This window comes from Nocardia sp. NPDC059236 (genome assembly GCF_042754085.1).
Lineage (GTDB): Bacteria > Actinomycetota > Actinomycetes > Mycobacteriales > Mycobacteriaceae > Nocardia.
The window spans coordinates 131,117-157,972 of record NZ_JBHZAF010000009.1 but is presented as its reverse complement, the minus strand read 5'-3'; the positions used below and the strand labels follow the sequence as shown (position 1 = coordinate 157,972).

The 26,856-nt window shown below is 70.1% G+C and carries 24 protein-coding genes; 10 read left to right on the top strand and 14 right to left on the bottom strand.

The features are described 5' to 3' along the window. Nucleotides 1–55: 55 nt before the first annotated feature. From ACFXIV_RS24275 to ACFXIV_RS24265, 3 genes are read right to left on the bottom strand one after another with little or no spacing between them, the layout of a single operon-like run. Nucleotides 56–1,018 (bottom strand): NAD(P)-dependent alcohol dehydrogenase, encoded by a 963-nt coding sequence (locus ACFXIV_RS24275; RefSeq protein ID WP_379402020.1) that lies wholly within the window; start codon nucleotides 1,016–1,018, stop codon nucleotides 56–58. Beyond that, nucleotides 1,015–1,242, bottom strand: a complete 228-nt coding sequence (locus tag ACFXIV_RS24270; RefSeq protein ID WP_040857236.1) for a helix-turn-helix transcriptional regulator — start codon at nucleotides 1,240–1,242, stop codon at nucleotides 1,015–1,017. The genes ACFXIV_RS24275 and ACFXIV_RS24270 overlap by 4 nt, the downstream gene beginning before the upstream one ends. Then, on the bottom strand, nucleotides 1,236–1,661 hold the full coding sequence (locus ACFXIV_RS24265; RefSeq protein ID WP_379402021.1) for a hypothetical protein: 426 nt from the start codon (nucleotides 1,659–1,661) through the stop codon (nucleotides 1,236–1,238). The genes ACFXIV_RS24270 and ACFXIV_RS24265 overlap by 7 nt, the downstream gene beginning before the upstream one ends. Before the next feature lie 100 nt (nucleotides 1,662–1,761). On the opposite strand from ACFXIV_RS24265, the gene ACFXIV_RS24260 reads away from it, so the two are divergent. Next, nucleotides 1,762–2,979, top strand: coding sequence for a cytochrome P450 (locus ACFXIV_RS24260; protein ID WP_379402022.1), 1,218 nt, complete (start codon nucleotides 1,762–1,764; stop codon nucleotides 2,977–2,979). A gap of 12 nt (nucleotides 2,980–2,991) precedes the next feature. On the opposite strand, the gene ACFXIV_RS24255 is transcribed toward ACFXIV_RS24260, so the two are convergent. Then, nucleotides 2,992–5,544 (bottom strand): cytochrome P450, encoded by a 2,553-nt coding sequence (locus ACFXIV_RS24255; protein WP_379402023.1) that lies wholly within the window; start codon nucleotides 5,542–5,544, stop codon nucleotides 2,992–2,994. 119 nt (nucleotides 5,545–5,663) lie between these two features. Here ACFXIV_RS24255 and ACFXIV_RS24250 point away from each other — a divergent pair, with 119 nt between their 5' ends. Together ACFXIV_RS24250 and ACFXIV_RS24245 are read left to right on the top strand one after the other, a co-directional pair. Beyond that, nucleotides 5,664–6,941, top strand: coding sequence for a glycosyltransferase (locus ACFXIV_RS24250; RefSeq protein WP_379402024.1), 1,278 nt, complete (start codon nucleotides 5,664–5,666; stop codon nucleotides 6,939–6,941). Beyond that, entirely contained in the window at nucleotides 6,938–7,717 is a 780-nt protein-coding gene (locus ACFXIV_RS24245; RefSeq protein WP_379402025.1) for an ABC transporter permease, read from the top strand. Before ACFXIV_RS24250 ends, ACFXIV_RS24245 begins: the two co-directional genes overlap by 4 nt. 5 nt (nucleotides 7,718–7,722) lie before the next feature. Here ACFXIV_RS24245 and ACFXIV_RS24240 read toward each other — a convergent pair whose 3' ends face one another. The 8 genes from ACFXIV_RS24240 to ACFXIV_RS24205 are packed head-to-tail and all read right to left on the bottom strand — an operon-like array spanning nucleotide 7,723 to nucleotide 18,953. After that, entirely contained in the window at nucleotides 7,723–8,670 is a 948-nt protein-coding gene (locus ACFXIV_RS24240; RefSeq protein WP_379402026.1) for a hypothetical protein, read from the bottom strand. Next, nucleotides 8,667–9,299, bottom strand: a complete 633-nt coding sequence (locus ACFXIV_RS24235) for a nitroreductase family protein (RefSeq protein ID WP_379402027.1) — start codon at nucleotides 9,297–9,299, stop codon at nucleotides 8,667–8,669. The genes ACFXIV_RS24240 and ACFXIV_RS24235 overlap by 4 nt, the downstream gene beginning before the upstream one ends. Further along, nucleotides 9,299–10,306 (bottom strand): ScbA/BarX family gamma-butyrolactone biosynthesis protein, encoded by a 1,008-nt coding sequence (locus ACFXIV_RS24230; RefSeq protein WP_379402028.1) that lies wholly within the window; start codon nucleotides 10,304–10,306, stop codon nucleotides 9,299–9,301. Before ACFXIV_RS24230 ends, ACFXIV_RS24235 begins: the two co-directional genes overlap by 1 nt. Beyond that, nucleotides 10,303–11,238 carry a nucleoside-diphosphate kinase gene (locus ACFXIV_RS24225; RefSeq protein ID WP_379402029.1) on the bottom strand — a complete coding sequence of 312 codons (936 nt, stop codon included), beginning with the start codon at nucleotides 11,236–11,238 and terminating at the stop codon, nucleotides 10,303–10,305. The genes ACFXIV_RS24230 and ACFXIV_RS24225 overlap by 4 nt, the downstream gene beginning before the upstream one ends. Then, nucleotides 11,235–12,344: an SDR family oxidoreductase gene (locus ACFXIV_RS24220; protein ID WP_379402030.1), complete on the bottom strand. Its 1,110-nt coding sequence runs from the start codon at nucleotides 12,342–12,344 to the stop codon at nucleotides 11,235–11,237. The genes ACFXIV_RS24225 and ACFXIV_RS24220 overlap by 4 nt, the downstream gene beginning before the upstream one ends. Then, the gene (locus ACFXIV_RS24215; RefSeq protein ID WP_379402031.1) at nucleotides 12,341–12,622 is read right to left on the bottom strand and encodes a phosphopantetheine-binding protein; all 282 of its coding nucleotides are present in this window, start codon (nucleotides 12,620–12,622) and stop codon (nucleotides 12,341–12,343) included. Before ACFXIV_RS24215 ends, ACFXIV_RS24220 begins: the two co-directional genes overlap by 4 nt. Next, nucleotides 12,619–16,230 carry an AMP-binding protein gene (locus tag ACFXIV_RS24210; RefSeq protein ID WP_379402033.1) on the bottom strand — a complete coding sequence of 1,204 codons (3,612 nt, stop codon included), beginning with the start codon at nucleotides 16,228–16,230 and terminating at the stop codon, nucleotides 12,619–12,621. The genes ACFXIV_RS24215 and ACFXIV_RS24210 overlap by 4 nt, the downstream gene beginning before the upstream one ends. Beyond that, nucleotides 16,227–18,953: a phosphoenolpyruvate synthase gene (locus ACFXIV_RS24205; protein WP_379402034.1), complete on the bottom strand. Its 2,727-nt coding sequence runs from the start codon at nucleotides 18,951–18,953 to the stop codon at nucleotides 16,227–16,229. Before ACFXIV_RS24205 ends, ACFXIV_RS24210 begins: the two co-directional genes overlap by 4 nt. Before the next feature lie 664 nt (nucleotides 18,954–19,617). Here ACFXIV_RS24205 and ACFXIV_RS24200 point away from each other — a divergent pair. After that, a complete protein-coding gene (locus ACFXIV_RS24200; RefSeq protein ID WP_379402035.1) occupies nucleotides 19,618–20,121 on the top strand; it encodes a hypothetical protein in 504 nt (167 codons plus the stop codon). Further along, nucleotides 20,118–20,984, top strand: coding sequence for a metallophosphoesterase (locus ACFXIV_RS24195; RefSeq protein ID WP_379402036.1), 867 nt, complete (start codon nucleotides 20,118–20,120; stop codon nucleotides 20,982–20,984). The genes ACFXIV_RS24200 and ACFXIV_RS24195 overlap by 4 nt, the downstream gene beginning before the upstream one ends. A 302-nt stretch (nucleotides 20,985–21,286) precedes the next feature. Here the strand turns inward: ACFXIV_RS24195 and ACFXIV_RS24190 are convergent, their stop codons facing one another. Together ACFXIV_RS24190 and ACFXIV_RS24185 are read right to left on the bottom strand one after the other, a co-directional pair. After that, on the bottom strand, nucleotides 21,287–22,099 hold the full coding sequence (locus ACFXIV_RS24190) for an amidohydrolase family protein (protein WP_379402037.1): 813 nt from the start codon (nucleotides 22,097–22,099) through the stop codon (nucleotides 21,287–21,289). Beyond that, nucleotides 22,047–23,036: a LysR family transcriptional regulator gene (locus tag ACFXIV_RS24185; protein WP_379402038.1), complete on the bottom strand. Its 990-nt coding sequence runs from the start codon at nucleotides 23,034–23,036 to the stop codon at nucleotides 22,047–22,049. Before ACFXIV_RS24185 ends, ACFXIV_RS24190 begins: the two co-directional genes overlap by 53 nt. A gap of 275 nt (nucleotides 23,037–23,311) precedes the next feature. Between ACFXIV_RS24185 and ACFXIV_RS24180 the strand changes: the two genes are divergently transcribed. From ACFXIV_RS24180 to ACFXIV_RS24160, 5 genes are all read left to right on the top strand, one after another. Next, nucleotides 23,312–23,437, top strand: coding sequence for a hypothetical protein (locus ACFXIV_RS24180; protein ID WP_379402039.1), 126 nt, complete (start codon nucleotides 23,312–23,314; stop codon nucleotides 23,435–23,437). A 53-nt stretch (nucleotides 23,438–23,490) separates the two neighbouring features. Beyond that, nucleotides 23,491–24,036, top strand: a complete 546-nt coding sequence (locus ACFXIV_RS24175) for an HNH endonuclease (protein ID WP_364617813.1) — start codon at nucleotides 23,491–23,493, stop codon at nucleotides 24,034–24,036. 77 nt (nucleotides 24,037–24,113) lie between these two features. Further along, the gene (locus ACFXIV_RS24170) at nucleotides 24,114–24,380 is read left to right on the top strand and encodes a WhiB family transcriptional regulator (RefSeq protein ID WP_354831710.1); all 267 of its coding nucleotides are present in this window, start codon (nucleotides 24,114–24,116) and stop codon (nucleotides 24,378–24,380) included. A gap of 130 nt (nucleotides 24,381–24,510) precedes the next feature. Further along, the gene (locus tag ACFXIV_RS24165; RefSeq protein ID WP_379402040.1) at nucleotides 24,511–26,187 is read left to right on the top strand and encodes a VWA domain-containing protein; all 1,677 of its coding nucleotides are present in this window, start codon (nucleotides 24,511–24,513) and stop codon (nucleotides 26,185–26,187) included. Between the two features lie 88 nt (nucleotides 26,188–26,275). Next, the gene (locus tag ACFXIV_RS24160; protein WP_379402042.1) at nucleotides 26,276–26,686 is read left to right on the top strand and encodes a hypothetical protein; all 411 of its coding nucleotides are present in this window, start codon (nucleotides 26,276–26,278) and stop codon (nucleotides 26,684–26,686) included. The last annotated feature ends 170 nt before the right edge of the window (nucleotides 26,687–26,856 follow it).

The following is a 26,856-nucleotide window of genomic DNA, read 5'->3' as shown; positions in this document are numbered from 1 at the left end:
CGTTGCGCCGACCCATATAGCTCCCGGAACCCTCGGGGGTTCGCGCGTCTCCGCGTCAGCTGACCACGATCACGGACTTGCCCGTGGAGTGTCCGGTGGCCAGGTAGGTGATGGCGGCCGTGGCTTCGGGGAGGGCGAAGGTTCGGTCGATGCGCGGTGTCAGCGCGCCTGCGGTGGCGAGTTCGGCCAGGGTGCACAGGGTTTCGGGTTTGGGGAGGGCCAGGAGGGAGCGCAGGCGGTGGCGGGTGAAGGGTGAGAGGAGTTGGGCGCGGACGGAGCGGCCGAGGCCGCCGAACCAGCGGCCGCCGCCTTCGCCGCCGCCGAGGACCAGGGTGCCGGTGGCGGTGAGGAGGGAGCGCAACAGTGGGAGGGGGCGGTTCCCGGCCATGTCGAGGATGAGATCGTAATGGCCGGTGAGGGTCTCGGTGGTGTAGTCGATGACGTGGTCGGCGCCGAGGTCGGTGACGAAGGCGGTGGACGCGCCCGAGCAGACGCCGGTGACCTCGGTGCCGTAGTGCTTGGCGAGCTGGACCGCGAGGTGGCCGACACCGCCGGACGCACCGATGATCAGCACGCGCTGTCCGGCCTCGATGCGGCCCGCGTCGCGCAGGCCGGTGAGGGCGGTCATGCCGGAGATCGGCAGTGCCGCGGCTTGTTCGAAGCTCGAGTTGACGGGTTTGCGCTGGAGTTTGATGGCAGGGGCGCAGGCGAATTCGGCGTAGGAGCCGGGGACGGTGCCGAAAACCTCATCACCGGGCCGGAATTCGGTCACCTGCGGCCCGACCGCCTCGACGACGCCCGCGACATCCCAGCCGCGGACCCGTTCCCGGGGCGCGCGCAGCCCGAGCGCCAGCCGGGCGATCCGCGGCTCGCCGGTCATGAAATGCCAGACGCTGGGATCCACGCCCGCGGCGCGCACGCGGACGAGCACGCCGTCCTGTCCGACGTCGGGCGTGGGAATGTCGGTGTAGGACAACACGTCGACGGTGCCGTACGCGTCCTGCGCAATAGCCTTCATGGCTGGTCTTCTTCCGGATACTCGAAGATCTCGTCCAGTGGTGCACGGAACACCCGGGCGATCTGGAACGCCATCTCCAGCGATGGCGAGTACTTGCCCTGTTCGATGGCATTGACGGTCTGCCGGGTCACCCCGAGCCGATCCGCCAGTTCGGCCTGTGTCATCTCGCCGTGCGAGAAGCGCAGCGCGCGAATGTTGTTGGTGACCCTGGTCGGCTTCACCATGGCCAGGTCCCCCGCCGGTAGGCGACGAGCTTGGCGACCGCGCCCACCACCGCGGAGAGCGTGAAGCCCAGGTAGATCGCATTGGCGATCCAGAACCGGTCGCCGTTGGCCATGGCCAGCACCAGCGCGGTGACCGCGCCGAGCACGACGAAGGCATTGCCGGCCTGCGTTCCACGCATATCGATTTCACGGTCGCGTTGATCCCGGCGGTCCCGATCTCGTGACCCGATGGCGACGGCGATGCTGGCCACGATCGAGACCACGATGGACCCGCCGACCGTCCACAGCAGTGGCGCGACATAGGCCACGTCCACCACCGCCGTGTGCCGCGCACGCGCCAGCACGACGATCAGATAGATCACGTACGAGACCACGGCCGCGACACCCAGGATCCAGGTTCGCTTCTCCTCGTAGGGCATGCACCTCAGTGTAAAGAAAACACGACTCCATGTACAGAATCTTTTACATCCAGATGAATTGCCGTTCGCCGCAATCGATTCCATCGGCTAGGGTCGCGGTATGGCCGATATCGAAGCCCCGGACCGGATCGAATCCATCGGCCCGGAGTTCTTCGCCGATCCGCACGCCCACTACCGGCGCTGGCGCGAGCACGGGCCGGTGCGGCAAGTCCGGTTCCCCGACGGCGTGATCCGCTGGGTCGTCCTCGACTACGCCGCGGGCCGGGCCGCACTCTCCGATCCGCGCCTGCAGAAGACGGCCGCGGTCAACGACGCGCTGCTCAGCCGCAAACGCGGTGTGCCGCAGTCGGATCCGAATTCGCTGGCGCTGCTGACCAATATGCTCAATACCGATCCGCCCGGCCACACCCGGCTGCGGAAGCTGGTGACCCGGGCTTTCACCCCGCGCCGGGTGGCCGCGCTGGGCCCGCGTATCGAGGAGATCACCGGCTCGCTGCTGGATGCCCTGGAGGGCCGCTCCGAGGTGGATTTGCTGCGCGAATTCGCCGAGCCGCTGCCGATCACGGTGATCTGCGAGCTGCTCGGTGTGCCGCTCGGCGATCGCGCGGACTTCCAGGAGTGGACCCGGGCGCTGGTCGCGGTCGCGGGCCTGGACGAGGACCGGGCCCGCGCGTCGGAGGCCATGGCGGCCTATCTGACCCAGCTGGTGCGGGCGAAGGCAGTGGAACCCGCCGCCGATCTGCTGTCCGCACTGGCCGTCCCCGCCGACGACGGCGATGCCCTCACCGAGTCCGAGCAGGTCGGCATGGCCTTCCTGCTGCTGGTCGCCGGGCACGACACCACCGTCAATCTGATCGCCAACGGCACCCTCGCCCTGCTCCGCAATCCGGCGCAGCTGCAGGCCCTGCGCGCCGACCCCGAGGCGATTCCCGCTGCGGTGGAGGAATTCCTGCGCTTCGACGGCCCGGTGAACATGAGCACCATCCGGCACACGGCCGAACCCGTCACCATCGCGGGCACGGACATCCCCGAGGGCGAATTCGTCTTCGTCGCATTGGCCGCCGCCAACCGCGACGCCGACCGCTATCCGGCCCCCGACGCCCTGGATCCCGCCCGCGACACCACCGGCCATCTGGCCTTCGGCCACGGTATCCACTTCTGTGTCGGCGCCCCGCTCGCCCGCCTGGAAGCGCGGGTCGCCTTCGCCGCATTGCTGTCCCGGTTCCCGGACCTGCGCCTGTCACCCGCCGCGGAGGCGCTCGCCTGGCATCCGAGCACCCTCATGCACGGGCTGCACGAGCTGCCGGTGCTGCTGTAGTACTCGCCCAGATCAGCGGGCCCGCAGGGTGACCGGCAGCGCCGACGGCGAGAGCACGAAATCCCGGTTGGAGGCCCGCACCCGGTGTCCCGGCACCGGGGTGATCCGCCAGCGCGACAGCAGTGCCGCGGAGGCCAGCGCGATTTCGAGCATGGCGAAGTGGTCGCCGAGGCAGCGGCGGCGGCCGACGCCGAAGGAAATCATGGCCTTCTTGGCGGTGTCGGCGGCGTTCTCGGCGGACCAGCGTTCCGGATCGAAGGATTCGGGGTGGGTGAACCAGCGCGGGTCGTGCTGAACCATGTAGGGGCTGAACATGATCGCGGCCCCCGCCGGAATGGTGACGTCCCCGACGGTCAGGTCGGCGCTGGCGTTGGCGGCGCTGATCCACGGTCCCCAGAATCGAATGGTCTCGGAAACGACCTGTTTCAGGTACGGCATGGCGGCCAGGTGTTCGGGCCGCACGTCACCGGTGCCGACCACGGCGTCCAGTTCCGCGTACAGGCGTTCGGCGATGGCCGGTCGCAGGCTGACCTCGTGCCACAGCCACCCGGTCAGCGACGCCATGGATCCGACGCCGCCGGCGAGCATGAGGATGGCCTCGTCGATGATGTGGTCGTCGGACAGCCGCGCCCCGGTCTCGCTGTCGGTGTGCCGGATGAGCGCCGACACCACATCGTTGAAATCCTCGTCGCGCCTTCGGTATTCGCTCACCACCGCCCCCACGGCGGCGCGCAGGTGCCGGGACTTGCTACGCCACCGGTAGTTCGCGATGACCCGCAACCTGCGCAGCTGCGGCGGCAGTGCGGTGCGCACGATGACCTGGCTGAGCAGCCACGGCACACTGTCGCGGATCTCGCGGCGCGCACTGTCACCGAAGTCGGCCGTGAACAGGGTCGCCGACACGGTGTCGAGCACCAGTCCGTGCGCCTCGTCCATGAGATTCACCCGGTGACCGACCGGCAGTGCGGCGGCCCAGGCATTGGCGATATCGGCTGCGGCTTCGGCATATTCGGCCAACCTGCTCTGCCGCAGGGCGGGCGAGATCATGCGGCGGCGCAACCGGTGTTCGGGCCCGCGCAGCACATTGACCGCTCCGCCCGCGATATCGTCGATGGCCTCGCGCAGGTCCTCCCGCTCGAACTCGGCGTCGCTGAGATTGACCTCGCGCAGCAGGTCCGGGGTGGTGAGCACGTAGCCGGTCCGGCGGCCGAAGTGCACGCGCACGATCGGCCCGAGCGCGGGCAGCGAGGTCACGAAGCCGGGTGCGTCGGTGAGCGCGCGCAGACTGTGCCCGAGCACCGGCACGCCGCCCGGGGCGGTGGGGATGTCCGCCAGGCTCCGCGGCATGACGGGCGGCGGCGCGGCGGCCAACCCGGCACCGGCGTCCCGGTAGACCTCCAATACCCGTGCGATCTGGTGCGATTGGCGCACCGTGTCGACCTGTCCGACCAGTTGCGCCCGCAGGTCGGCGAGCACCGAGCGGTCCGCCGCCAGCTTGGCGAGGGTCTCGCTCAGCGCCTCGACCGACGGATCCGCCGACCGGATGCCCGCGGGCACCGATTCGGCGAGATCGGGATCGCAGTACACCACCGGTAGTCCGACGGCGGTGGCCTCGAGCAGCACCATGCCCTGGGTGTCGAATCCGTTGGAGGGGAACAGCAGTGCGTCGGCCGCGGCCATGGCGTCGAGGCAGGCGGCCTGGCTCACCCTGCCGTGCAACCGGATTCGTTCCCCGAGCCGCCGTTCCACGATGCGTCCGACGGCCGCGCCGTGCAGGTCGCCCTCGCCGTAGATGTCGAGCACGCAGTTGTCGGTGCGCCGCACCGCCTCGATGGCTTCCAGCAGCCGCTTCTCCCCCGACAGCCGCCCGCACCACACCAGCCGCAGCGGCCCGTCCGCGGGGCGCGTCACGGCGGTGCGCGCGTCGAGCAGCGCGTCGTCGACGCCGTTGGACACCACGGTGATCGGGCGAGTGAGCCCGTGCGCGAGCAGCAGGTCGGCGAAGTGCCGGGTCGGCGCGATCACCTGGTCGGCCACCTGGGCCTGCCCGCTGATCGTCCACCAGGCGTGCCGGGCGGCGGCCGATTCCCCGGCCCGGTGCGGCATGTGATGCTCGTGCGGCACCCAGCGGCCGTGCAACCCGCGCAGCGCCAGCGCGGTGGCGTAGGGCGCGGGCGAGGTGTGCTCGATGAAGGCGTCGTCGCGGCTCTGCGCGGTGTGCACGAGCGGAATCCGGTGCCGCCGTGCCGCTTTCATACCCGCGATGGCGACGCCGTAGGTGCTCTGGGTGTGCACGACATCGATCGGTCCACGAGCGGCGAATTCGGCGTCGATGAGCGCGGCATTGCGCCGGGTCGGCGCGACGACCGCGAATCCGTTCACGGCCGGAACCGGCAGCGGTTGCAGCGCAACGACATCCGGATCGGGCGCGGCCCCCGGATCGGGCACGGTGAACACGGTGACCCGGTGCCCGGCGCGTTCGAGTCCGCGGCGCAACCCGGTGACGGCGGTCTGCACCCCGCCGAGCGAGGCCGGATGGTAGTCCACGAACATGGCGATGTGCATCAGCGCAACCCTACGCAGCGCCGCCCCTCAGTGAAATGCCCACATTTCCTACGTCTGGACGCCGACCCGCAGAGCACCCCAGGGTCAAGGGATCCCGTCCCCACGCCGAGAGAGGCCGCATGCGCATCGCGATACCGCTGACCGGAACCCGGGGCGATGTGCACCCGATCGTGGGCCTGGGCGTCGAATTGCAGCGCCGCGGCCATGAGGTGCTGATCGGCGCGCCGCCGAATCTGGTCGAATTCGTCACCGCCGCAGGCCTTCCCGCGCAGGGCTGCGGACCGGACGTGCAGCGGCTCTACAGCTCCGACGAGGGCCAGCGCGCGCTGGCCGCGGGCAATACGCTGCGGCTGATGCAGCTGGTCGGTAAGCAGATGGCCGAGTACGGCGAGCGGATGAACCGTGAGGTCATCGACGTGTGCGCGAAGGCCGATCTGATCGTGGCCAGCACCGTCACCGAGGACCGGGCGTCCTCGATCGCGGAGGCCATGGGCGTGCCGCTGGTCAGCCTGCACTACTACCCGGCGCGCATGAACAGCGCCTACCCGTTCCCCGGTCTGCTTCCCGCACACTGGAATCCGCCCGCCCCGGTCAATCGGGCCACCTGGCTGCTGGCCGAGAACCTGCGCCGCGTGGTGTTCCTGCGGTACCTCAACGAGCTGCGCGGCGTGCTCGGGCTGCCGAAGTCGTACACCAGCCCGGCCGCAGCGCTGGCGCGGGCGCGGGTGCCCGAAATCCAGATCTACGATCCTGCCCTGGTGCCGAACCTGCCGGAACAGTGGGACGACCGCCGCCCCTTCACCGGCTTCCTGACCCTGGATCAGGCCACCCGCGCGGCGGTCGGCGAACTGTCGGGCAGCCATGACGACATTCTGTCCTGGGTCGGGGCGGGCGAGCCGCCGGTGTTCTTCGGCTTCGGCAGCATGCCGATTCGCGATGCCGCGGTCGTGTTCGCCATGGTGGAGCAGGTGTCCACCCGGCTCGGGGTGCGTGCCCTGGTGCATGCCGGTTGGAGCGACCTGGATGTCGCGAACACCGTGACGGGCGACCGGATCAAGCTGGTCGGCAATTTCGCCTACGACCTGATCTTCCCGCACTGTGCGGCCGCCGTGCACCACGGCGGCATCGGCACCCTGTTCGAAAGCCTGCGGGCCGGACTGCCCACGGTGGTGTGCTCGGTGTCGTTCGAGCAGCCCATGTGGGGCGGGCAGGTGGAGAAACTCGGTGTGGGCGCGCATCTTCCGTTCACCGCCATGACCGCCGACCGGCTGGCGGGCGCGCTGGCGCCGCTGCTGAACGCGCGCACCCGGCAGCGGGTCGAGGGCTTCGCGGCGACCCTGCGGACCACCGGGGTGGCCGAGCACACCGCGGATCTCATCGAGGCCGCCGCCCGGTGACCGCTCCGATGCTCACGGCGGTACGCCATTTCGTCCCCGACACCCTGGTCATGTTCCGCCGCTGCGCCCGCCGGACCCTGCGCAGCACGGACACGCTGGTCATCTCGCTGACCATGCCGATTCTGATGATGCTGCTGTTCACCTACGTGTTCGGTGGCGCGATCGAGGTCGGCGGCTCGTACCTGAACTATGTGGTGCCGGGAATCATGCTGCTGTGCACGGGTTTCGGCGCGTCGATCACCGCGACCAGCGTGTGCACCGATATGACGCGGGGCAGTATGGACCGCTTCCGGACGCTGCCCATGTTCCGGCAGGCACTGTCGGCGGGGCATCTGAGCGAGGGCCTCGTGCGCACCATGGCGGCCATCGCCATCGCGGTGGGTGCCGCGGTGGCACTGGGTTATCGGCCGGGTTCGGGGCCGCTGGGCTGGCTGGGCGCGGCCGCGCTGATCGCGCTGTTCGTGGTCGCGATCACGGCCGTCGCGGTGGCGCTGGGCATGGCGGCGAACAATCCGGAGGCGGCGGGCGGGCTCACCTACGCCATCACGTTCATTCCGTATGTCAGCAGCGCGTTCGTGCCGACCCGCACCATGCCGAGCTGGCTGCGCGCTATCGCCGACCGGCAGCCCGCGACCCCGGTGGTCGACACCGTGCGCGCGCTACTGGACGGCACCGCCGCCGATCGGGCGCCGGCGGCGGTGCTGTGGTGCCTGGCCATCGCGGCGGTCGGATTCGCCTGCGCCGCCGTGTCCTTCCGGCGTTTGTCCTACCGCTGAGCCGGTCAGCCGCGAGTGGCCACCGCCGCCTGCGCGATCAGCATCAGGTACAGGGTGAGGATGAACAGGACGGCGGGCAGCACCGGGTACTCGTCGTCCCGCGACCGCACGAACCGCCATGCTCCGACCGCCGGGATCAGCGTGAGCGCCAAGGGAATCCAGCCGAGGGCGGTGGCCACGCCGTGCCACTCCCACGGCTTCGCGACGGCGATCTCACCCACCGCCGCCGCCAGTGCGCACAGTACCGACGCCCCGGCGCTACCGAGCGCACCGAGCGCGTTCGAGTAGTACATCTCCCCCGGCCGCACGCTGCGCGAGGTCTTGCGGGCGAACTCGAATTGCAGGAAGGCTCCGGCGAACACGAGCGCCACCACCGCGACCCGGCCGTGGGCCGCCGCCTCTCCGGTGTCGATGGCCGACAGCACGACATACGCGGTCACCAGCAGCTGCACCGGATAGGTGACCACGAGGTTGAGCATGATGTCGGTGCGCACCGTCTCCGAAAGCTGTTCCAGCGCCCAGAGAATCAGGCCGTAGGCGAGCACCGCCGCGATGGCCACCGCCGAGCGCACCGACAAGGCGAGGCTGCCCGCGATGGATACCACCGCGATCACCCCCATGGCACTGCGCAATTCGAGCGCACTCACCGCTCCGGTGACCAGGGGCCGGTCCGGATTGTGCACCCGGTCGTACTCCAGGTCCTTCTGCTCGTCGACCATGCGCAGGTACAGCAGCACGATCGCGACGATGCCGATACGGGCCGCGGTCGCGCCGGTCGGATGCCAGGCGACGCCCGGCTGCGTCAGCAGTGCCGCCGTCCCTTCGAGGGCCAGCACCCAGAGGATGCCGTACAGCAGGTAGTGCGGCTTGTACATCACCGTGGTGAACCGTGCGATCCGGCCCACCGAGGTGAGAAGACCGGTGCGGGACGGGATTTCGGCGAGATCGGTCACGGCGCCGCCACCTCCCCCGGTGTCGGCCAGCCGTCCCAGCCGGTCAGTTCCGCGGCGGGTGTGCGGCGCACGGGTTTACCGCCGCCCGGCAGCAGGTGCGCGACCGGCAGCATGGCCACCTGGGTGACCTCCTCGAACGGAATGCCCAGCAGCTCGGCGACTTCGCGCTCGTAGGCCAGATGCGCCGTGGTCAGCGTCGATCCGAGCCCGCGGGCGCGCAAGGCCAGCTGGAGATTCCACACCGCCGGATAGATCGACCCGTAGAAGCTGGCCAGCCGCAGCGCCGAGGGGTCGGCGGGCGGGCGGCCCAGCGCGCACACCACGATCAGCGCGGGCACCTCGCCCAGGTGGTCGGCCAGGTGCTGCCCCGAGGCCAGATCGGCCAGCTGATCCGGCCGGGGTGTGCGGCCGGAGAGGTTGGCGGCGAACCCCTTCCGGTAGTACTCGCCGATCCGGGATTTGAGTCCGGGGTCGCGCACCACCACGAACCGCCACGGCTGCCGGTTCGAGCCGCTGGGCGCGTGCACCGCGATCGCCAGGCACTCCCGCAGGTCGCGGTCGTCGACGGGCCGCTGCAGGTCGAGGCGTTTGCGGACCGCGCGGGTGCCGGTCAGCAGATCGGTGTCCATCAGTCGCCGTCCTCCGCCGGTGCCAGGTCCCCCGCGAATTCGAGGTCGATCCGCGCCGCCACGGCGCCGGCCTGGCGGATCTCGCAGTGCACGACGGTGGCGTCCACCCCGGAGTCGGTGCGCTCGGCGACGCACACGGCGGGCAGGTCGAGTTCCACGAACTGGTCGAAAGCGCTTGTCACGCTGGTCAATCGGCGGGGCTGCGGGCCCATGGTGGTGAGCGCGACCTGCCGGCAGGCCTCGATGAGGAGGTTGCCGGGCACGTGGTCGAGCTGATGGTCGAACAGGATCGGATGGGTGGTGTCGGCGACCAGCGCGGCACGGGACCGGCCCGGGGTGGACTCCGGCGGCCCGATCACCACATTGCGGGGGTTCTCCCGGCCGACCAGCGCCGCGGCGGCCCGCGTGCCCGGCGAGGCGGGAATCTCGAAGGGCCCCAGGCCCAGCTGTTTCCGGTAGCCCGCGCGGATGGCGGCCCACTGCCGCGGATCCACCCAGGAGAAGGAGCCGTCCACGGTACCCATCGGAACTCCCCGGCAGCTGATGTCGAGGACCAGGTCCAGGCCCTGCAGCCGCTCACCCCGATGGTGTTCGCGCAGCGCCCGCACCCGCAGTTCGAGATCGGCGGGCGCGGAACCGATCTCCCAGATCGCGCCGTCGATGCCGGTGCCGTTGAAGGTGCGCACCAGGAAGGCCCGGTCGGTGGGCACGTCGAAGAACTCGTGGGTCACCGCGATGGAGGCTTGCCGGGCGGCCTCCATGACCGCGATCAGGTCGTGGTGCAGGCCCAGAGCGCCGGCGTGATCGCCGTAATGGCCGTGCATGCGCGGCAATTGGGCCCCGGCCACGTAGGCGCCGGAGGTCTCGGCCTCCAGCGAGGTCACGAAGACCTCCGCGACCGCGTGCCGGTGCGCGAGCGCGCGCGGGATGGTGCGCAGGTGGGTGGCGCGCACAGCGGCGGCGCGGGTGAGCGGGTGAGCGGTTCTGGGTGGCTGTGTCGTCGTCATGGTCTGGCCTCCAGCCAATCGGTCGCGCTGACCGGGCGCAGGGTCTGCGACCCGGTCCCGGCACGCATGGGTAGGACGTAGGAACCCAGCACGATGAGCGACCAGGGGTCGAGCGCGCGGCCACTGGACCACGCCACCTCCAGCAGCGCGGCCTGGGCGGCCGGGGAGCCGGGTTCGGCCGCGGAGATCCGATCGTCCAGGGATTTCATTGCGGCGGAACCCAGTTCGGTGCACAGCCGGGCGATGGCGTCGGAGCGCTCGAAGCTGCGGGCGGGGGCCCGGTCGTAGAGGTCGCGGGCCAGCGCGGCGGCCGCGTCGGTGCGGTCGCGCGCCTCGAGCGCATGGGCGAACACCTGGGCCCGGGTGGTCTCGTCGAAGTAGATGGCGAGTTCGCGCAGCACGTCGGCGGGATCGTCGGGGGAATGGACGAGATTGAGCAGGTAGTTGTGACGGCCAAGCAAGTAGCGCAGTTCACCGGGCTGCCGTTTGCGGGGGTCGGTCGCGCCCTTGGCGGCGGTGAGGCGCACCGGTGTCGGCAGGTCGGCGACCGGGCCGCGGACCACGAGCACCAGGACATCGGAGATCCCCACCAGCAGGTCGGCCAGGCGCCGCCGTTCCGGGGAGGCGATGTTCCAGGCGAAGTACCACAGGGCGCGGGCCACATGCCGATCCACCACCACGCGGCGGGCGTCCACCACCTGGAAGTCGTTGTCCGCCAGCCAGGTCAGGGTCGGTTCGACGGCCCGGGCCACGATGGCGTCCGGTTTCAGCAGCAGCAGCGAGTGCTCGCGGGCGAAGGCGGCGACGTCGATACCGAGCCGCTGTGCCTGCTCGACGGTCTCGAGCACATAGGTGTCGGTGAGGTAGGCGTCGACCTTCTCCTTCGACGGAGTCGCGTCGGCGAGCAGGGTGCGCAGGGCGTCGTCGGTCACGACCGGACCCCCGTTCCCGGTGCCGATACGCCGATTCCGGTGCGCGCCAGGGTTTCCGCGATGGACGGCAGCGGCGCGCCCAGGTAGCCGGACTCCAGGCAGTGATCCAGCAATGCCCGCAGGTAGTCCTTTCCGGTCTGCGGTGGGAGCCGGTCCAGCAGGCGGTCCGCGTTGCTGGTGTCGAAGGACAGCCGGCGCTGGAAGTAGCTGGTGTAGAGCGCGCCGATGCGCAGGTAGTACTCGCGCTCGATCGGGTCGAGATCCTCGGCGCGGAAGGAGGATTCCGGCACGAAGGTCGCGACGTCGAAGGACGGATACTCGGCCAGCACGTCGGAGACCTCGCGCAGTGACAGCGTGTCCCGGCCCACCGCGTGCAGGGTGGATCCGGCGACACTGTCGAAATCGGTGACCGCGGCGGCGATCACATCGGCGACGTGGTCGACCGGGGCCAGGGCGAGCGTGGCGTCGTAACGGCCCGGCAGGGTGCGCAGCTTGCCCTCGACCATGAGTTTCACCACGGTGTAGAGGTTCTTGTACTCGCGGATCACGCCGTCGCCCAGCGCGCCGGTGACGATGCCCGGACGCACCACCGCCCATCGCAGACCGCGTTCCCCGGCCGCCCGGATCACCTGTTCGGCCCGCAATTTGCTCTGCTCGTAGCCGTTTCCGAAGGATTGGCCCGCGTCCAGTTCGTCCTCGCGGATGACGCCGTGCCGCAGACCGCACACGTAGGCGGTGCTGACGTGCAGCAGCGGCACGTCCCAGGCGAGGGCCAGCGCGACGGCGTGCTCCGCGCCGCGCACATTGAGCTCGTCGTAGGTCTCGGCGGTGGCGTCGAAGGCGGTGGTGGCGGCGCAGTGCACGATGATGCCCACCCGGCCGGCAAGATCGGCGGCCGTCGCGGGGTCCAGCCCGAAGACCGGCCGCCGGATGTCGCCGGTGATCGGCAGGTCCGGCTCGTACCCGCTGCCGTCATTGCGGCGGATGTCCGAATTGCTGTGCAGCACGGTGGCTACCGGGCGGCCGGCGGCGCTGAGCCGGGCGGCGACTTCCGATCCGACCAGTCCGCTCGCGCCGGTGAGCAGGACGGTGTTCCGTTCGCTCATGCGCTCACCTCCAGGGTGCGGGTGACCAGATCGACGACCTGGCCGACCCGCAGCACCCCCATCAGCTGTTCGGGCCGGTAGCGCGGCAGCGCGAAGCTCTGTTCGAGCACCACGGTCAATTCCATGAGCCGCAGCGAATCGAAGCCGAGGTCCTCGATCAGGCGCAGCTCGTCAGTCCGTTCTCGCGCGTCGGCGGCACCGTCGAGTTCGGCGGGCCTCGGGGCCATGGTGGCGATGATGTGCCGGACGCGTTCGGCGACAGTGGCTTCGGTGGTCATGACTGCTCGCTCTCTCGCAGGTGGGGCTGCTGGCCGCCGCTGGCCAGCAGGTCGCGGGCCTCGTCCAGGGGCAGGTCGGCGTCGAGATACCCGGCCAGCCGCAGCCAGTCGTAGCCGAGGGTGAGGGTGCGCTGCCACTGCTCGCGGGAATCGAAGGAGGCCGGGAAGTCCCGGCCCGCACCGGTATCCGTGGCCAGGCGCCGCACCGTGGCGACGACGGCATCGATACGGGCAAGATCGTTCAGCGCGTCGCCGCCGTTTCGCAGGGTGCGCGAGAACCGCACGCGCGCAGCCGATTCCAGTGCCGCGATCAGTGTGTCCCGCTCGGGGGCGTGCGCAGGCAGCAGCCCGGCGATGGTGCCGACCGGATCCACATCGGCGGGCAGCGGATGAATGCCGAACGCGCTCAACAGCACTCGCACAGTCATCGCGATGAGCCGGTGCGCGGCGATATCGGCGACCTCGCCCTGCGCGTCCTTGACCGCGCCCACCAGATCCTCGCGGGCGTTCTCCAGCACCACGTTGGACCACACCAGATTCAGACCGGCCCCGATGAACCGCCGGGCAGGCAGCGCCGACAGCGTCGCGATTCCCTCCCCACGCGCCGCACCGGTGAGTCCCAGCGCGGGCGTCGCCACCACGGCCACCGGCGTGTACGCCTGCACCGGTTTGCACATGGCCAGGGCCGGTTCGAGCACCTCGCCGCCCCGCCGCTGCAACCCGACGAACCCCAGCCGGACGAACTCCGCCAGCTCCGCCCCGATATCGCGCGGAGCGCGCGCCATGACATCCCGGATCGACTGCCGGAACACCACCGACCGCCACGCCTGGGCTCCCGCCTCGGACAGCACGAAAACCTCACTGTCGGAACGCAGCACGTGCAGACGCCCAGCCAGCGGCCAGGTGGTCACGGCGGGACGCCGCGTGAAGATCAGCTGGTGCGGGTCGTCCGCGACGCCCGCCACCCCGAGCTCTGCGGCCAGGGCCACCGTGGCAGCCCACCGCGCACCTCCCCGCTCCCGATACACCGCGTCGGCAGTGGTGGGGATCGTCCGAGCGATCTCCCCACCGGAATCCGATGATTCAGTCGATTCGAGCGGCGTGAGCCGCCCGGAATCGCCCTCGCTACTCGCGTCGTCGCGGTCGGCGGCACCGGTCAGCTCGCGGTAGCGGTCGATCAGCTCGTCGGGGGCGGTGCGATCGAGTTGCTGTGGCAGCCATTTGGTTTCGAGGTAGGTTTCGCCGCGGCGGGCGAGCCAGGCCTTCATGGCTTGCCGGAGGCCGTCCTCGGCCCAGGCCTCGGCTTCGGTGTGGGCGCCGAAGGCGCGCAGGGCGATAGCGTAGCCCAGGGCGTGGCGGGCACGGGTGACCCACCAGTCGGCGACGAGGGTGGTGAAGGCGTCGTGGGTGAGGATTCCGCGCAGCTGGTCCAGATCGACCGTGCCGGGCCGGATGACCGTGGCACGCAGGAAACGCTGGCATCGGTTGAGGCCGTCCTCGTCCGGGTCGGTGGCGGCCCGCTCGAGTTGCCGGCGCAGCTGGGCCACCGAGCGGGTGCGGACCTCGACCCGGCGGCCGTCGAGGAACAAGACGGTCGGCAGGGTCGGCAGCTCGTCCGCGCCGGGGGCCACCACCAGGAAGTCGATGTCCGAGCCCGCATTGCCGAAACCCTCTGCCAGCGAGCCCTCGAACAGGACAGCGGCGTCCTCGGGAACGGCGACCGACCGCAGCGCACCGTCCAGGAGCTGCCGCAGCCTGTCCAGGGGCAGGCCGGGTCGTGGCACGGCGCGTGCCGGGCGCGCCACAGCCTCGGATCCGCCATCCGAGGCGTCGCTGGCCTGCGCGAGGGTAGTCGGCTGCAACTTGTCGACCGCGGCCCCTTCCGGCTCGAGGGAAGTGGGTTGCCCCGCAGCGGTATCCGCCTCGTGCAATACCGCGCCCTCGAGGGCGCCGTCCCGCAGCAGCTGCCACATGTGGCGGCGGCGGGGTTTGCCGCTGGAGGTGCGGCGGATGAGGCCGCGCGGTCCGGTGACGATGTGCACGGTCTGGGCGGGTCCGAGGTGGCCGCGAATGAGGTCGCGGGCCTGCGGAATCCAGTCGCCGGGCGCGGTCTCGGCGAACAGCGCGACACCCTGGAGTCCGGCCTCGACGAGGCCGACGGCGGCGAGCTTGCCCTTGGTGAGCCCGGTTTCCTGGGCGACCCGGGATTCGATGTCCTCCATGAACACCGAGCGGCCGCGCACCTTGATGCTGGTGCCCATGCGGCCGAGGACGAAAACCTCTCCGCGATAGAGGAATCCGGCGTCCCCCGAGTACAGGCGGCCGTTCTCCAGGCGGGTGGACGCGGTCGCGCTCGCCTCCCCGGAGTAGCCCAGCGCCACCGAGTCCCCGGTCACCACCATCTCACCCAGGACGCCGTCGGGCAGTTCCCGGCCCTCGTCGTCGACCACGGTCACGATGGATTCGGGCGTGGAGAAGCCGAGCCCGGTGATCCAGCCCGCGCCCGCCACCCGGTGGGTGTCGTCGAGCATCGCCTCCTCGAGCACCGGAACCCGCTCTCCGAAGCGCAGATTCGGATTGTCCAGCCGCAGCGCGGTGATGGGCCGCCGGGTGGGCGAGGAGGTCACCATCAGGGTCGCCTCGGCCAGCCCGTAGGCGAGGGTGAACGCGCCCATCGAGAAGCCTTGCGGGCCGGTCAGATCCGCGAAGGCCTGCAGATCGGCCACCTCGACCGGCTCGGACCCGATGGCCAGCGTCCGCCAGCCCGACAGGTCCAGGCCGGCGATCTCCTCGGGCCGGACCCGGTGCGCCACATAGCCGAGCGCGAACGACGGCGACGGCGCGTGCTGGGCGTGGGTCATGGCCCGCAGCCAGCGCAGCGGGTCGCGCACGAACTGGTCGGGGCGCATGAGGTACAGGTCGGCCTGGTTGGTGACGCCCTGCAGGAACGCGCCGACCAGGCCCATATCGTGGTAGAGCGGCAGCCAGGACACCATGGTCTCGCCCGGCTGCCAGTCGATGAGGCGGGTGATCATGGCGATGTTGTTGGCCAGGTTGTGCCAGCTCACCCGCACGCCGCGAGGTGCGCCCGAGGAACCCGAGGTGAACTGCAGCAGTGCCACTTCCGACACGTCGGCGAGCTCGCGCGTCGCGGGGGCGGCGGGCAGCGCCGCGGCGTGGACGACCACCGGTTCGTCGGTACGACCGGCCGCGAGGCAGGCACTGCGCACGAAGGTCTCGAACTCCGGGGAGGTGACCACCACGTGGGGCGCGGCCTGCTCGACGATGCCCGCGATGTGCGCGACGATCTGCTCCAGGTCGCCGAACATGGGCGGCGCGACCGGGGTGAACACCCCGCCGCACGCCCACACCGCGTAGAAGGCCGCCACACAGGGGAATCCGGTTGGCATGATCACGCACGCGCCGTCACCGCTGCCGAGTCCCGCGGCCCGCAGCAGGTCCGCGATCGACCACACCTGGTCGGCCAGCTCCCGATAGCTGCGGTACTCCCATCCGTCGGCCTCGTCGGCCAGATACAGCCCGGTGCCGGCCGATGGCTCGATCAGCCACCTGCGCACGGTCGCTTCGTCGTTCACGTGGTCGATCACTGGTCTCCTTCGGGAAGCACGGTGACGGTGCCGGCGGCCCCATCGACTCGAATACGCATGCCGCTGCGCAGTTGGCGGGTGATGCCGGGCAGCTGCACCACGGTCGGCACGCCCAGCTCGCGTGCCACGATGGCCACGTGGGTGAGCGGGCTGCCGCGTTCGATGACCAGTGCCGACGCCGAGGGCAGGGCCGCCACCCAGCCCGGATCGGTGCGGTAGGCGATGAGGATGCCGCCGGCCACGTCGCGGGGTTCGTCCACGATCACCGCAGCGCCCTCGACAATGCCCGCCGCCGACGGGGTTCCGGTGAGCACCGTGCCGGGAGTGGCCGCGGCCGTCGCGGTGACCGGCACCCAGCCCTGCTCGGCCAGTTCGGCATTGCCCAGCCGCGGTCCGACGGTGCGGAAGCGGGCCGGAGCCACCAGTGTGGAATCCTTGGCGCGCAGCGACTTCCGCACCGTCACCATCTCGCGCAGACGGTCGGTGTCCGCACCCTCGTAGCAGCCGCGCAGTTCCTCGACGGTCAGCTGGAACACGTCCTCGAACTCGTCGATCACGCCGCGCGCCGCCAGATCCCGGCCCATCACCCGGATCATGCGCTTGACCATGCCGAACGCGCGGGTGCGGCAGAAGCGCAGCCGCTCACGGTGCGCGGCACAGCGGGAAACCTTGGCGCGCAGGCGTTCGTAGACGCGCCGCCGGACGCCGTGGCCGAGGTGCTCGTCCAGGTAGGCGTCGGCCTCGCCGGCGCGGTTCGCGGTCACGGTGTCGCCGACCCGGCCGACCGCACTGCGCAGCATGACGAACAGATTGGCCGGATTCTCCCGCAGATCCGGTGTTTCCAGCTTCAGCTCGTCGAGGCTGCGGTAGCCGTAGCGGTCCAGATAGTCGTCGAGGGCGGCGAGGAACTCGGTGCGCCCGGCGGCCCGCAGCGCGTCGTGAATCGCCTCCGGCGCAGTCGAATTGATGATGTCGTTCAGTTCCGGATCAGCGCGCACGACCCGGGCGAGTTCGGTCATGGCGCGGGCCGGCTCGGCGGATTCGACATCCGCGCCCGGGCCGACCACGGCGTAGAGGAACCATTCCGGCGCCTTGGGCAGGAACAGCTTGGTCAGCAGGAACATCAGACCCGAAAGGGTGAGCAGGATGGCGTCGAGCACCATGAGCGGGCCCCACCGCCGCACCAGGTCGCCCTCCACCGTGCGATAGGAGCGGTAGGCCTGCTCGCCGGTCAGCGCGGTGTAGTCCACGGCGTCGTACTCGTCGTAGACGCGGTAGAAGTCGGTCATGAACTGTTGGACCAGGTCGTCGATGCCGAACAGGCGGCGGGCGTAGATCACCGTGGTGAGCGCGCGCGAGCGGAGCCGGGCCGCAGTGCTGTCGAACTCGAAGGGGCGCAGCGTCTTCGCGATATCCGCCGGCAGCGGTTCGGCCACGCCGAGGGCGGCCTCGAGCACCCGGCGGTTGAGCGGGTAGCCGGGCGCGATGCCGACCATGCGGTACCAGTGCAGCAGGTTGTAGTAGACGCGGCCGTGAAAGCTGCCCAGCAGCACGGGAGTCCACGCATCGGTCTGCCGCAGCTGCTCGACCGGTACTCCCAGGGAGGCCGCGTAGCCGCGGTACACGCGGCCGTAGATATCGGCGGCGGTGGTGTAGGTCAGCGGTGAGGTGACGCCGCTGAAGCTCTCGATGATGTTGGAGTTGTCCCAGATTCGCGTCTCCCCGGGACCCACCCGCTCGCCCGCGCCACGCAGCTCGACCTCGCGCGCGGACAGCGTCGACGCGGTCGCGGTGATCGGCCGGGTCTGCAGCAGCCACACGCCGGTGTCGTCGATGGCCCATTCGATGTCCTGCGGTGCGCCACAGGATATTTCGACCTTCCGGGCGATCTCCGCCAGCTCGGCGGTCTCGACGTCGGTCAGGACCCGCGCGCCGCGTCGACCGGCCTCGACCTCGACCGTCGCGCAGCCCTGCCCGTCGCCCGGTTCGAAGCGAATATCCTTGTCCCCCAGTGCGATATCGAGCAGGACACCGGTGTCCCGGTCCAGGATCATCGAGTCGGCGTCGACCGCGCCGGACACCAGCCCCTCCCCGAGCCCGTAGACGGCGCTGATCACCAGCTCGTCGTCCGCGCCGGTCATCGGATTCCGCGTGAACACCACGCCACTGGATCGCGCCGAGATCAATCGCTGTAACACCACCGCGGGCGCGTAGGCGCGAGACAGGCCGTGCGCGAACGCATATCGCACCGCACGCTCGGAGAACGCCGACACCCAGCAGTCCCGCACCCGGGCGATCACCGCTTCGAGACCGTGCACGTTCAGGTGGCTGTCGAACTGCCCGGCGAACGAAGCCTGCGCCCCGTCCTCGGCCGACATGGACGACCGCACCGCGATGGGCTCCGGCCCGAGCCGCTCCCAGGCCTCGCCGATCACCGCCACCGCCGCCTCGGACACCTCCGCGGCCGCCAGCGCCCCGCGCAGCTCGGCGGCCCGAGCCACCGCCGACTCGACCTCCCCGAGCGCCGCGAACCCCTCCAATTCCCCGGTCAGGCCCGCCGCGCTCGCGAACCCATCGAACACCTCCGTGCCGAGCGCCACCCACTCGGGCACCCGCACCCCCACCTCCCCCAGCGCGTACAACCCCCGCGCCTTCCCACCCCCATACGCGGCGACATCCACCGAATCCGACCAAGGGCCGAGCAACCGCACAACCTCTCCCATCCCCCTGAGGCCAGTCACATCACAGCGAATGCCGGAGCAAGATCAGGGGTTCTACTTTGAGTAGTCCACGTTTCAAACGCGCACCAGCCCAAGGTTCTTGGGTCTGCCTCGCCCCGGTTCCTCGAGCCACCATCACGGCCGAAGCCACGCCGTGCAATTCGCACAGCGAGTGCGACACAGTTGGATATCGCGAAAGAGCCCCGATAATCCCCGGTGGGCACCGGCGCAACCGGTGATACTACTTATCCTGTTGCCCCACAAGATGTTTCGGCGCGGCATGCCGAGGTGCCCGCACGGTCACCGACGGCAAGGCGGTTGGCCTTTCGGAGAGCAGACCAGTTCGAGGCGGTCGCACCGAGGCTCAGCGACGCGGTGAGCAGCACGGATGCCGCAGCGGTTTTCCTCATCCTGAAGGTCTGCCTGTTTCTCTCTGGGGGATTTGCGAGATCGCCCGCCGATCGCCGGGCGTCGAGCTCACCGTGTCGGAGCGCTCCCGCAGTCGCGCGGTCGCACGCGCTGCTCGATTCGACCGATAGGCAGTGCCGATCGCCGCGCCATACCGGGCGCCACCGCACCGAGACTGGGCGCAGGACATCGCACGACCTCGGCGAAAGCCCGTGCGGTCCCGGCGAAAACCCATGCGGTCCCGGAGAAAGGAGAGCGAGTGGCCCGGCTGCAGATCGACGCGGTGTCGAAACGATTCGGCGCCGAGTACGCGATGCGCGAGGTGAGCCTCGACCTGTGCTCGGCCCCCATGCCCCGCTTCGGCGACAAACCGGCAGTCCCCACCAATTCCGGTGCAAGCCTGCACATTCTGTCCGGCGACCCGGCCAAGCAGCGTGCGGCCTGGGAGCTGATCGAAAACCTCACCAGTCAGGAGTCCTACGTGAAGATCTCCCAGAACATCGGCTACCTGCCGCGGCCCTCCGAGATGATGACCGACCCAGACGTGCTCGGCTCCTGGGCCGCGCAGAACCCCCTGCTGGCCCCGAATGTCGCGCAGCTGGCCACCATGGAACCCTGGGTCTCCCTGCCCGGCAACGACTATCTGCAGATCCGCGACGGCATGATGGACGCCGTCGAGTCCGTCGTGTTCCGGGGCAAGGATCCGCAGGCCACCCTGACCGCCGCCCGCGCCGAGGGCGCCGGACTCCTGCCCGCATCATGAACCCGGCGAACATCCTGACCCTGGTCCAGCTCACCGACACCCACCTGCGCCCGAACGGTGAGCGCGTCCTCGACGCGGTCGACACCCATGCGGTCCTGCTGCACGTCCTCGACAAACTCCGCACCGGCGGGCGGCGCATCGACGCGCTCATCCTGTCCGGCGATCTGGCCGACACCGGCGCACCCGAGGCGTATCGGCGGCTGCGCGCGGCCGTGGAACCGGTGGCGGCCGAGCTCGGCGCGCAGGTGCTCTACGTGATGGGAAATCATGACGAGCGAGCGGCTTTCGGGGTCGAACTGTTCGGGCACGAGCCCGGTTCGGCGGCGGCCACCACACCCTACGACCGGGTCCTGGAGGTGGCCGGGCTGCGCGTCATCGGCCTGGACTCCACCACGCCCGGACAGCATCACGGCCATCTCGAAGACAGCCAGCTGGACTGGCTGGCCGCCCAGCTCCGCGAGCCCGCGCCCCTGGGCAGCCTGCTGGTGCTGCATCACCCGCCGCTGCCCTCGGCCGTCCCCGCCGCCGAATTCCTCAAGCTGCGCAATGCCGATCGGCTGGCCGAGGTGCTCACCGGCACCGACGTCCGCATGATCCTCTGCGGGCACAACCACATGACCGCGGCCTCCGCGCTGGCGGGCATCCCGGTGTGGGTTGGACCCGCGCTGGCCTATCGCATCGACGCCATGTCACCGACGGGCCGTCAATACGGCATCGCCGGTTCGGGTTTCACCCGGATCGACGTCCTGGACACGGCCATCATCGCCAGCGCGGTCGAGACGACACCCACGACCCGGCTCTACGACAAGTCCGACACCGAAGTCCAGGAGCGTCTCCAGGCTCTCGAGTCCGGAAGGGGCTAGCGCTGTTCGTCACTGTCACCCCACAGGACCCGCCGCCGCTGCCGACCCCGGCACCGGCGGCGGGTCCGCACCGCGCCCGGCTCCGCCGCCTGATCCGCCGGGCCACGCCCCACCTGTACCTCACACCGGCACTGATTCTGCTGGTGGTGTGGGCCGGATTGGCCGGCATCAGCGGCGAGTACGACGAGGCGGCCCGCGTCGACGGCGCGAGTCCCGGCAACTGGGACTGCGCAGCTTCATGGGCACCGAGGGCGAGCAGTGGGGTCCGATGATGGCGGTCGCCGGGCTGGGGACTCAAATGATCACAGCCCGAACACCCGGCGGGCGTTCCCGTCCAGGTACAGCTCCCGCGTCTCGTCGTCCAGGCCCAGCTGCTCCAGCCCGTCGAGCGCGTGCTGCGGCATGATCATCGGATAGTTGGTGCCGAACAGCACCTTCCGCCGGCCGCTCGCGGTCTTCAGATACGCGACCAACGCCGGCGGCAGCCGTTTCGTGGTGTACGCCGAGGTGTCGATGACCACGTTCTCGTGCTTGCGCGCCACCGCGATCATCTCCTCGGTCCATGGATAACCGACATGACCGCACACGATCGTCAGCTCCGGGAAATCCAGGGCGATCCGGTCGATATAGGGAATCGGCCGCCCCGGCTCCGAGGGCCGCAGCGGCCCGGTGTGCCCGACCTGCGTGCAGAACGGAATCCCCAGATCCACGCACGCCGCGTACAGCGGATAGAACCGCGCGTCGGTCGGCGGCACCTCCCACAACCACGGCAGCACCCGCACCCCCTTGAACCCCTCTTCCCGCACCCGATGCCGCAGCTCCCGCACCGACTCCATCGGCCGCCGCAGATCCACCGAGGCCACCCCGATCAGCCGGTCCGGTGCCTCCGCAACCCATTGGGCCACTTCGTCATTCGAGATGAGCACCCCCTCCGGCGCGCACCACGCCGACAGCAGCGCCCGATCCACGCCGCCGGCGTCCATGGCGGCCAGCGTGGCCTTCAGCGGAATCTCCTCCGACGGGATGACATCCCCGGTCCACCGCCGCAGCGAGTCGAAGATGTCACGCGCGAGAAAGCGACCCGTCGGATGCTGTGCCCAGGCGTCGATCGTCATCACTGACCACCCCACTGCTCTCCGGGTCCGCAGCGCTCGCCGGCTCCGGACCGTCCAGACATTCCAGGAACGCGGCCACCGCCGGATTGGTCTCCGCGCTGCGCCAGACCGCGTACAGATCCAGTGTGGGCACCGGATCCACGATTTTCACCGCAACCGCCATACTTCCCGGTCCCCCCATCCCCATGGAGATGGCGCGCGGCAGCGACGCGAACCCCACCAGCGGCCGCACCGACACCATGTGCGCGGTCGCCCCGGGATCATCGGCGTACTGCGTGACATTCAGCGAAATCCGCGCGTGCGCGGCCGCCCGGAAGATGTTGTCGTACATGGCCGGGCACTGCTCCCGCGCGAACAGCACACACTCCTGGTCCTGCAGTTCGGCGAACGGCACCCCCACCCGGTCCGCCCACCGATGCCGCCTGCCCACCACCGCCACCAGCGGCACCCGATGCAGCAGCCGCCGGTACCGGAACTCCGGCGTGCTCGGATGGCCGTACACCATGGCCACATCCAGCGCGCCCTCCGCGAGCGCGGTGAGCTGCGGGCCGGTCCGCTTCTCCCACAGCGACACCTCGATATCGGGATACCGCTCGGTCATCCGGACCAGTGTGTCCGGCAGCACGTGCCGGCTCGCCGGCAGGTTGTAGCCGACATTCACCGTCCCCACCCGGCCGTCCGCCAGGGCCCGCGCCGCCCGTGCCGCCCGATCCAGCTGCGCCACGATCTGCCGGGCCTGAATCTCGAACTCCCGCCCGGCCGGAGTGAGCCGCACCTCATGGGAGTTCCGCGCCACCAGCGTCACGCCGATCGACTTCTCCAGCTTCTGCAACTGTGCGCTCAGGCTCGGCTGTGTCAGATGCAGCCGCTGGGCCGCGCGCCCGAAGTGCAGCTCCTCGGCGAGGGTGATGAACGAGACCAGATGTCGGATCTCCATGGGCCGGCTCCTCTGTCATACCCGCCACGCTCGTCGCGATACCGGCCACGCTAGTCCCGGCGGGTAACCGGCGATGAATTGCGGTTCTCCCCGGAACAAATGGCCGATGGCCTTCGTTGTACCTCCACGGCTCCAGGTCCGCGCTCCACGCGGGCACCCGGAGTCAGGGGACGAAAAAATCACCCGACAACGGCAGGTCCGTTGTGCCACCATGTTTTTCACCGATGATCAGCCGACCGTCACGGTCGTGACCAGCAGGAAAGGAGGAGACGGCAATGAATCCCAGGTTCAGCGAACAGTATCCGAGTTCGCCCGAACAGCGCGCCCTACTCGTGCGCCATGCCGAGCGCAGCCCGCGCGGCGACGACCGGAACATCGGCCGTCTCCAGGCCCACGCGTAAGCGGGCAACTCCCTCCTTCTGTTCGATCCCTTTCACGAAACATGGTGACCCCCATGCTGTTCCGTCACGCCGACGACCCGGAGATAACCACCGACAACTGGATACACGCCGGAGTGCTGCTGCTCAACGCCTCCTACGAGGCGCTGACCACGATCCGCGCCGAACGCGCGGTGGTGCTGCTGCTCGGCGGCGCCGCCGAAACCGTCACCGATCGGCGGCCGCACTTCCCGATCCGCTCGAAGCACCTGGAGCTGGCGCTGCCGGAGACCATCCGGCTGCACCGCTACATCTACCTCGAGCACCGGATCCTGGTGCACGACGACGACAGCCGCGCCACCCTGGCCGCGGTCCTGCGCCGCGACCGCTACCGCTGCGGGTACTGCAACGACTGGGCCCGCACCGTCGACCACATCCGCCCGCGCTCGAAGGGTGGGCCCAATACCTGGGCCAACCTCATTGCCGCGTGCGGTCCCTGCAATACGTACAAGGCGGACCGGACTCCCGAGGAGGCCGGTATGCGCCTGCTGTGGGAGCCCAAAGCCCCCAATGACAGAGAGCGGGCCCAGCGTCAGGTCTGGAAGGAACTGGCGGCGTCCTGAATCCCAGGACCGGGACCGATCTCGATGAACGAAGAACACCCGCACCGCGTGATCGGACATGAGAGGAGCGAGATCCGATGACGAACACTGCACTTCGGGAGCCGACCCTGGCGGATCTGCTCCCCATCTCCGACTCGAAGGACTACTGGCAGCGCGCGGCCTGCAAGGGCGACCCGAACCACGAGGCGTGGTTCCCGTACCCCTCGCAGGACTTCGACTACGCCCGCACCATCTGCGCGGCCTGCCCGATCCGCCGCGAATGCGGCGACTTCGCGGCCCGCACCGGCCAGTCCGGCGTCTGGGGCGGTCACGAATACGACCGCGGCAAGCTGATTCGCGACTGACACCTCGGCGGTGGCTCCCCTCGGAGCCACCGCCGTTGTCGTCGCTGCCCCGCCGGGTCCAGGCCGGTCGGATTTCGCGTAACCGCCTGGCACAGGTGGCTACCAACCCGTCAACATAGGATGGTCGCTCGTGGGAACTCATCGCGCCGCGGGCGGGTCACGAGGGATCAGCAAGGGACCGGTTATCGCAGTGGTCGCGGTGGCAGTGCTAGCGCTGGCCGTCGTCGGCTGGGCCTGGCTGTCGGATCGGTCCAAGGAGCGCGACAGCCGCGCCGCCGCCTCCTGCGTGGAGGGCACCGCCACCCTGAATGTGACCGTCGATCCCGACATCCTCACCCCGGTCGAGGCCGCGGCCGACCGCTTCAACGCCACCAAGCCGCACGTACGCGACCACTGCGGAGAGGTGGCCGTGGCCGCACAGCCCTCGGCCGCCATGGTCGCGGCCTTCACCTCCGGCAAGGCGTGGGATCCGGCGCTGGGCCCGCAGCCCGCGCTCTGGATTCCGGAGTCCTCCCGCTCGGTCGAGCAGATGCGCGTGCCAGGCCTGATCGCGGGCACCCCGGCCCCCATCGCGGTCAGCCCCATCTCCCTGGCCGTCCCCGACGACCTGCGCCGCGCCCTCGAGACCGCCAAGGTGCACTGGTCGGACCTGCCCCGGCTGCAAGAGGGTTCCCTCGCCGATATCGGGCTGCCCACCTGGGGCAAGCTGCGCCTGGCCATACCTGCCGGGGACGGCTCGCTGGCCGTCGCGGCCGCGGTCGGCTCGGGCGTCTCCGGCACCGATCCCCTCGACGAGAAGGCCGTCGCCACCGGTCAGGTGGTCTCGGCCATCTCCGGCCTGGCCGCGGGCGCACCCGCCGCCAAGGACGTGACCGGCGCGCTGACCGACCTGTCGGGGGCCGCCGACCCGGCCACCGCTCCCGTACACGCGGTGGCCGCCACCGAGCAGCAGATCCGGGCCCGCAACGGCCTGACCGCCTTCCGCCCCGACAGCGCGGGCCCGGTCGCCGACTACCCGGCCGCCCAGCTCACCGGCTCCTGGGTGGACCAGACCCAGAATCTGATCGCGGGCCTGTTCGCGGACTTCCTGCGCGCCCCCGACCAGTCGAAGCTGTTCACCGACAACGGTTTCGGCGCCGCACCCCCGGCCACCGCCCCGGTCCCGGCGAAGGCGGTCCTGGACAAGGTGGGCCAGATCCTCGCCCATCCGGTGCTCGGTGTGCAGGCCACCGTGCTGCTCGACGTCTCCTCCTCCATGTCCACCACCGAGGGCTTCGGCACCCGCCTCGCCAATGCGGCCGCGGCACTGGAGTCCACGATGGGCGTCATGCCGCCGGGCTTCGGCCTGGGCGTGTGGGAATACTCGAAGAACCTCGACGGGAACAACCCCTACAAGGTCCTGACCCCGACCGCGCCGCTGTCGGACGATCAGCGCACCGCCATCAGCCAGGCCCTGAGCACGGTCACCGCGAGCACCTCCAAGCCGGACCGCACCTATCCCACGCTGCAGGCCGCCTACAAGAACGTGCTCGCCAACTACGCCGCGGCCCGCACCAATTCGATCCTGCTGATCACCGACGGCCCCGAGGACGATTCCACGGTCACCGGCGATCAGCTGCTCGCCGAGATCGCCGCCGCGACGGATCCGGTGCATCCGGTGCGGATCGACGTCATCGTGGTCGGCGGCCCCGGCACCCAGACCCTGCAGACCCTCACCCAGCGCACCGGCGGCACCTACACCAAGGTGAACACCACCGCGGACCTGCCGTTCGGCACCGCGGTCTCGCAGGCGCTGACCACACCCTGACCGGCCCGAATTCCAGGGCGGCAAGGGCACGGCAACACGGCGGCAGCGCTTTCCGCATTCGCCAGCAAACCCGTGGCATATTCGGCGAATGGCACAAAGCACTGGTCCCGAACCCACACTGAAACAGGGCTTCGCCGCCGGAACGACGATCGCGGCGGGCATCCTGCTGCTCGTCGTCGGCGCGCTGTCGATCCTGCAGGGCATTTCCGCGGTGGCGTCGGACGACCTGCTGGTCGTCGGCTACGACTACGTCTACAAGATGAACACCACCGGATGGGGCTGGATCCACATCGTCCTCGGCATCATCGAGATCGTGGTGGCGATCGGCCTGCTCCGGGGCACCACCTGGGGCCGGGTCGCCGCCCTGATCCTGGCGGCCCTGTCCATCGTGGAGAACTTCCTCTGGATTCCCTACTACCCGGCCTGGTCGCTGCTCATCATCGCGCTCGACGTCGTGGTGATCTGGGCCATCTCCACCTACAAGCCCGTCACCGTCTGAGCCCCGGCGCGGTGACCGTGCCCGCGACACCGCCGCGCCGATAGTGCCTGCGGCACAACGGTGAAGCGGCCCCGCGGGTGCGGGACCCCGGGGGGGCGGGGGGTGGTCGCCGGGGAGGCGCCGCGCACGCGGGGGGCGCGGGCCGCGGCGGGGCCGCGCCCCCCCCAATT

Excerpts from the sequence above, each read along its gene's own strand:
- ACFXIV_RS24270 (WP_040857236.1), bottom strand. The coding sequence starts at position 1,242 with ATGGTGAAGCCGACCAGGGTCACCAACAACATTCGCGCGCTGCGCTTC.
- ACFXIV_RS24230 (WP_379402028.1), bottom strand. The coding sequence starts at position 10,306 with ATGACGACGACACAGCCACCCAGAACCGCTCACCCGCTCACCCGCGCC.
- ACFXIV_RS24190 (WP_379402037.1), bottom strand. The coding sequence starts at position 22,099 with ATGACGATCGACGCCTGGGCACAGCATCCGACGGGTCGCTTTCTCGCG.
- ACFXIV_RS24215 (WP_379402031.1), bottom strand. The coding sequence starts at position 12,622 with ATGACCACCGAAGCCACTGTCGCCGAACGCGTCCGGCACATCATCGCC.
- ACFXIV_RS24275 (WP_379402020.1), bottom strand. The coding sequence starts at position 1,018 with ATGAAGGCTATTGCGCAGGACGCGTACGGCACCGTCGACGTGTTGTCC.
- ACFXIV_RS24250 (WP_379402024.1), top strand. The coding sequence starts at position 5,664 with ATGCGCATCGCGATACCGCTGACCGGAACCCGGGGCGATGTGCACCCG.
- ACFXIV_RS24255 (WP_379402023.1), bottom strand. The coding sequence starts at position 5,544 with ATGCACATCGCCATGTTCGTGGACTACCATCCGGCCTCGCTCGGCGGG.
- ACFXIV_RS24195 (WP_379402036.1), top strand. The coding sequence starts at position 20,118 with ATGAACCCGGCGAACATCCTGACCCTGGTCCAGCTCACCGACACCCAC.
- ACFXIV_RS24220 (WP_379402030.1), bottom strand. The coding sequence starts at position 12,344 with ATGAGCGAACGGAACACCGTCCTGCTCACCGGCGCGAGCGGACTGGTC.
- ACFXIV_RS24170 (WP_354831710.1), top strand. The coding sequence starts at position 24,114 with ATGACGAACACTGCACTTCGGGAGCCGACCCTGGCGGATCTGCTCCCC.
- ACFXIV_RS24265 (WP_379402021.1), bottom strand. The coding sequence starts at position 1,661 with ATGCCCTACGAGGAGAAGCGAACCTGGATCCTGGGTGTCGCGGCCGTG.
- ACFXIV_RS24180 (WP_379402039.1), top strand. The coding sequence starts at position 23,312 with ATGAATCCCAGGTTCAGCGAACAGTATCCGAGTTCGCCCGAACAGCGC.
- ACFXIV_RS24235 (WP_379402027.1), bottom strand. The coding sequence starts at position 9,299 with ATGGACACCGATCTGCTGACCGGCACCCGCGCGGTCCGCAAACGCCTC.
- ACFXIV_RS24205 (WP_379402034.1), bottom strand. The coding sequence starts at position 18,953 with ATGGGAGAGGTTGTGCGGTTGCTCGGCCCTTGGTCGGATTCGGTGGAT.
- ACFXIV_RS24185 (WP_379402038.1), bottom strand. The coding sequence starts at position 23,036 with ATGGAGATCCGACATCTGGTCTCGTTCATCACCCTCGCCGAGGAGCTG.
- ACFXIV_RS24175 (WP_364617813.1), top strand. The coding sequence starts at position 23,491 with ATGCTGTTCCGTCACGCCGACGACCCGGAGATAACCACCGACAACTGG.
- ACFXIV_RS24260 (WP_379402022.1), top strand. The coding sequence starts at position 1,762 with ATGGCCGATATCGAAGCCCCGGACCGGATCGAATCCATCGGCCCGGAG.
- ACFXIV_RS24160 (WP_379402042.1), top strand. The coding sequence starts at position 26,276 with ATGGCACAAAGCACTGGTCCCGAACCCACACTGAAACAGGGCTTCGCC.